The following is a 5,266-nucleotide window of genomic DNA, read 5'->3' as shown; positions in this document are numbered from 1 at the left end:
TGCGGTGAAGGTTACTTTGTGGTAGCCTGCAGGAATGTTTTCTCCTGGATTTTCAATGATATCATCCAGTTTTGTTGCACTTGATACAAATTCTGTATCATCTGCTGTAATTGGTTGAGTTGCTTCTTCTGGCCATTTCGCATCTGTATAACCATCTTTTGCTTTCAACACTGGAAGTTTATCTTCTGGCAAGCTTACGCCGTCTTTCACTGCAAAGACTGTTGTTCCACTTTCAATACTTGTTCCTTCTCCTGCGGTGAAGGTTACTTTGTGGTAGCCTGCAGGAATGTTTTCTCCTGGATTTTCATAAATATCTTTACTTACAGTTACTGCTAAATCGGTCGTGCCTACAGAACCATCTTGGTAAACAATTTTAATAGGAATTGTTCCAGTAATCGGCTCCGATTCTCCTACACCTTTAGCTGGAGTGAATGTAACAATACCAGTGTTTGCATCAACACTTGCATTACCGAAGTCCTTATTATAGACATCTGAAATTGAAAAGGCATCTTTAGCTAAAGGAACATCTGGTTTATCAAATGTAGGTTTTCCACTTTGAACTGTCGTTTCTGGAGTTGTTGTTATAGGTACGTATGTTGCATCATTTTCCATAGCTTGAGAAGCTTTTACAGCAAACTCTACATCCACGTCGAAAGTTCGATTTCCGATCTTAACAGTTACAATACCTTTCGTACTATCAGTAACGTTAGAAGTATCAGGCTCTGTTTTCCATGAATACTCTGCATCTTCAGGTAAGTTTTTATTATTCCGAATTGATTCTTTAGCATCTGGTTTAAATCCAACTACCACGGTTTGTTTATCAACCGCTTTTGGTGATTCCTTAATAACGGTTGAACCTTCTTCTGGTTTATCAAAACCTGGAGAAACGATTTGGATTTTTAATTCATCTTTCGCGATTAATTTACTTGAATCTACACCCGTAAATTCAAATTCTACAGTATCTGAAATTGGAGCCCCATCTTTTTCATTTGGAGCGATAGTTTTTTCTGCTAATACAGTACCTTCTTTATCAACAAGTTGGGCTTTGTGACCTGTTCCCGCTAACTCGTGGATGAATACTTTCCCCTTAACTGTTGTGTCAACATCATATACTTCTTCTAATTCAGGTTTCCCGATATATGGATTCGTGTCTCCGCTCTCTTCTTTATCGTCAGGGTTTCCATCACCATCAATATCTTGCAAATAATAATAACCTGTTCCATAAGTGTTCTGGATTAATTTTTTATTCGTATCCGACAACCAAGAATCAAAGATGAAATCTTCACCAAATGGTTTATTTTCTTCAACTTGTGCTGTTGCTTTCATATCTTCTAAGATTTCATCTAATGGCTTAGTCAATTGTAAAACATATCGAATAACGACTGGACGTGGACTTGCATTAGCAAAATCGATAAGTTTAGTTAAATCATTATTAGTTATTGAACCTATGCCATAATTTTCATGACCTTCCCGTCGCTCGATTGCTAAATCAGCTACTTTTGTTCCGGATTCAAACGAAACATCATATGTTACTTTGTCAGCCTGAACCATGTGCATCTGTATACCCGCTACATATGGAACTAATCGTTCATCAATTTTGTAATTAGCATACCAAGGCGTGCCCTTTGCGGAAGATGAATATGAGAAATTATAATTTTTCGTTAACTTATGATCTAAGATTATAGCTCCATTAGCACCTGTGGATCCTGAACCATCTTTTGTTTGAGTATTAGGTTTCTCATATTTTGCACTTACTGATCCATGTTTAAACTGGTCAGGATTATTTTCAGATACATCTAAGCTATTATAGAAATCATCTGAATCTGTTAAAAAGTAGCCCGTACTATCAATACCCGGTACAATTTTATCATCGTCTTGATGACTTACCAAGTAGATTCGATACATTAAACGATCGGTCTTGAGATTGTCTATGCCTATCTCTTTAAAAATTTCATCTAGGCTCTTTTCAAACGTAATTACCCCATTAGGAGCGGTTTGCGTATCGGTTGTTTCTGCCCCAGCAAATAATCCATCACTTGCACGAATATAATTGACCTTCCAAATATTTGTAGGTCTACCCAGCGAATCATTAATTCTTACAAAGGTCCGTCTAGAAGATCCAATTCCTTTCTTTGGATCGACCTGAATTTTTTCTACATATTTAGCTAATCGTTCATCTAATTGAAGACGGATTTCCCAGTTTTTAGTTGATGCTGCAATATTATGTTTTCCGTAAACTTCAAATCCAATTGTATTGCCTTTTAGTGTGTCTCCAGTTAGTTCTTGAGGACTAAATTGTAAATCCGAAAAGTTATAATTTTTCGTATAACCAGGATTCTCCTGAAAAGTATTCCCCGAAGCTACTTTGTCACCTACTTGTACGGAGCTTATCGCTGTTTCAAGTGGGCTGCTTGGAGAAATTTCATCTTGTGCTTTAACTAGTTCAGTTGTTCCCAAGACAAGACCAACACCAATCAAAACAGATGCAACCCCAACACTTAATTTTTTGATACTGTACTTCAATACTCGTTTCTTTGTTTTTTCTAGAAATACTCTCTTATTATTCTTGCTAACCATTATTCAAATCAACTCCCTTAATAATTACTTTCCTAGTAAGAATAAAAGATAAATCTGATACGTATTATTCACAGAATAGGAATCTTACTAACCTTATGTTAACTAATTTACTTAGAGAATTTCATGAACATTACAACAAAAAAGTACATTTCTTCATGTTTTTTTCGGATATTTGTGCTTTTTAACCATTCAGCAGCTGAAAACATATAAAAAGATATGTATGTATTCTTTCTGAAATTAAGTTCATTTCTATGCGATGAAGCATGTTTTCAAAATATTACCCTTTCTTAGATTAAACTTCAGAGTATTCAAATAACGGAATAAGGAGCCTTATCCCGCATTACTGAATGAGACTGTGACATAAGTAAAAAGGTGACTTCAAATTCCTTCTTCGGAATTTGAAGTCACCTTCTTTATAATTATAAAGTATCGGTTTCACAGCATTTCTGAATGATTCCTAGAATCTTAAACGAATGATTGGAGTTATCAACATTTTTTCACTCGTTTTTAGCGAAACAAAAAATGACATTTGTCACAGCCTCATTAAATTATTGATTCTTTTTCTTTATAATTGAATTGTCCATATTTAAAGTGTCTAGTACTCTACATGAATAATTAATTGCTTTCACTCAAATACTTATAATCTATTAACTTGTAGTTGTTTAACTTTTCTGAAAAAGTTAGACCCACGTAATAATCTTCCCAGCTTTCTCTTTCAATTAACTGATCCAATTTTTGATAATCCATAAATTCATCATGTATCAAAAAGAATAAATAACTTGATATTTTAGCATCTAGCTTAATCAGATTAAATAATGTTTGTTTAAAATTGCTACCATTAATATGACTGATAGATTCTCTAGCTTCTTCACATAAACTTTTTACTTTATTAATTACTACTTTGTCATATTCATTTAACACACTATTATTACCATTACTTAGACGCTCAGATTCTACGAAACAACTCAAATCAGAAATTTCCCAAAAAAATTTTTTGTTAAAATCCAATTTCCTCAACTCCTCCAAACTACGTAAATGATATAGTCTCATAATAAAATAAAACCTCTCAGCTAATGTTGTTGAAATTGTCCACTAAACCTAATTGATATTGCTTAGGAGATACACCTGCGTACTTTTTGAATACTCTCGAAAAGTGTGAAGAATCTGAAAATCCTAAACCTAAAGAAACTTCACTGATAGTATGGTTTGATTTCAACATTATTTTAGCCGTAGAAATTTTTCGCTTAGAGATATAATTATAAATCGTAATATGCATTTCATTCTTAAAGCTTTCTCTTAATTTAGTTTCACTTACAGAAAAATAATTAGCTATTTCCTTTACAGTAATTCTTTTATAGATATTTAAGCCGATGAATTGAACGACAGAAGAAATTAAGGGAGAAAGATGCTCTATCTTAGTTTTTCCGATTTCCTTAGTATAATAAACAATCCCAGAATCCCTCACTTTTAAGACCTCAGGTAACGATACAGCTAATTCGTTTTCTTGTATCAAAGCATCTCTACTTTGATACGCTTCTATTATATCCATTCCTAATGTTATAGACGTTTGTGCTAACTTTTCAAAAACAATGATAGAATAATTTTTTTCAGACCGAATCGTATCTCCACTAACACTTGGAATTATTCCATTACTCAGATTAAAAACCATGTTTTCTAAATTTCGAATATCTCCATTTTTAACATATTCCAGTATTTTATTTTCATAAAGAAACAGATATATTTCTGGATCGTAATTTTGTGATAACAGATTATCTATTTTGATTTGCTCGATAGTTTTACTTAGATTTTCTGTATATTCAATTAACGGTTCATGGAATAGATCTTCTATTTTTCCAGTAAAAAAATAATGAACTAAAATCAGAATATCTCGAATGTCTCCTAAAGAATACAAAGTCAAATTTTGCAATGAATTATAGAGTCGTTCTCTATCAGCCATTGCAACATTCAAATTGTTCATTTTTAGTTTAAAAAAAACTTTATCAATATTATTTGCTCTAAATGGACCAAATAAGTAATATCTGGTTTTAAACATGTATAGAAGAAACATCTCATTAAAATCACCAGTAAAGAAATGGAAATCTTTAGTTTTTTTAATATTATCAGTTAGTAACTTTTTATAATCATAAAAAAAATAAGTAGTTCTATCTGAGCGATACTCTTTTATAATACTGAATTCGGAATTAAAAACCACGATAGGTAACTTTAAACAAACATGAAGAGACTTTAATAAGACTTCTTTATCTGAAAACACTTTTGTTTCTCTCTTTCCTTTCTACATCATTAAATAGTATTTTATACGTTATCTAAAATACTATTCCTCTGTCAAAATAAGCTAACTTACTTCATTATAAAATATCCACTTATCGCTTTCATGTATATTCCACCGTAAAAAGTACATTTTATCACCGAGAACTCATCATTTTTCATCATGATGAATACTATTTACATATATCTAGTTCAAAGACAATAATTATTATGATCCGTTATTATCTAAGCACTATACAGATAATAGGAATTTTTCGTTTCTAAATATTCCAATTTGGGAATCCAATAAAAATTTTCGTTCAAATACGTGTCTATTCGAACTCTTTTCTAGTTGTTAATTATGAAGGGGGAAGAAATAAAAAATACAATCTATACACGAATAAGAATATTATCCAAAAGGAGG

At 32.1% G+C, this 5,266-nt stretch carries 2 protein-coding genes and 1 pseudogene; all 3 read right to left on the bottom strand.

What is annotated here, in order from left to right; all coding sequences use genetic code 11:
* Window positions 1-2,577: pseudogene (gene esp, locus ACLUJM_RS10665) on the bottom strand (repetitive surface protein Esp); the annotation flags it as partial.
* A gap of 615 nt (window positions 2,578-3,192) precedes the next feature.
* Window positions 3,193-3,594 (bottom strand): DUF7006 family protein, encoded by a 402-nt coding sequence (locus tag ACLUJM_RS10660; protein ID WP_412412798.1) that lies wholly within the window; start codon window positions 3,592-3,594, stop codon window positions 3,193-3,195.
* Between the two features lie 49 nt (window positions 3,595-3,643).
* Window positions 3,644-4,849, bottom strand: a complete 1,206-nt coding sequence (locus ACLUJM_RS10655; protein WP_002297334.1) for a YSIRK-targeted surface antigen transcriptional regulator — start codon at window positions 4,847-4,849, stop codon at window positions 3,644-3,646.
* Between the last annotated feature and the right edge of the window lie 417 nt (window positions 4,850-5,266).

Source organism: Finegoldia sp. (assembly GCF_046991905.1).
GTDB lineage: Bacteria > Bacillota > Clostridia > Tissierellales > Peptoniphilaceae > Finegoldia.
This window is presented reverse-complemented; position numbering and strand designations above follow the sequence as displayed.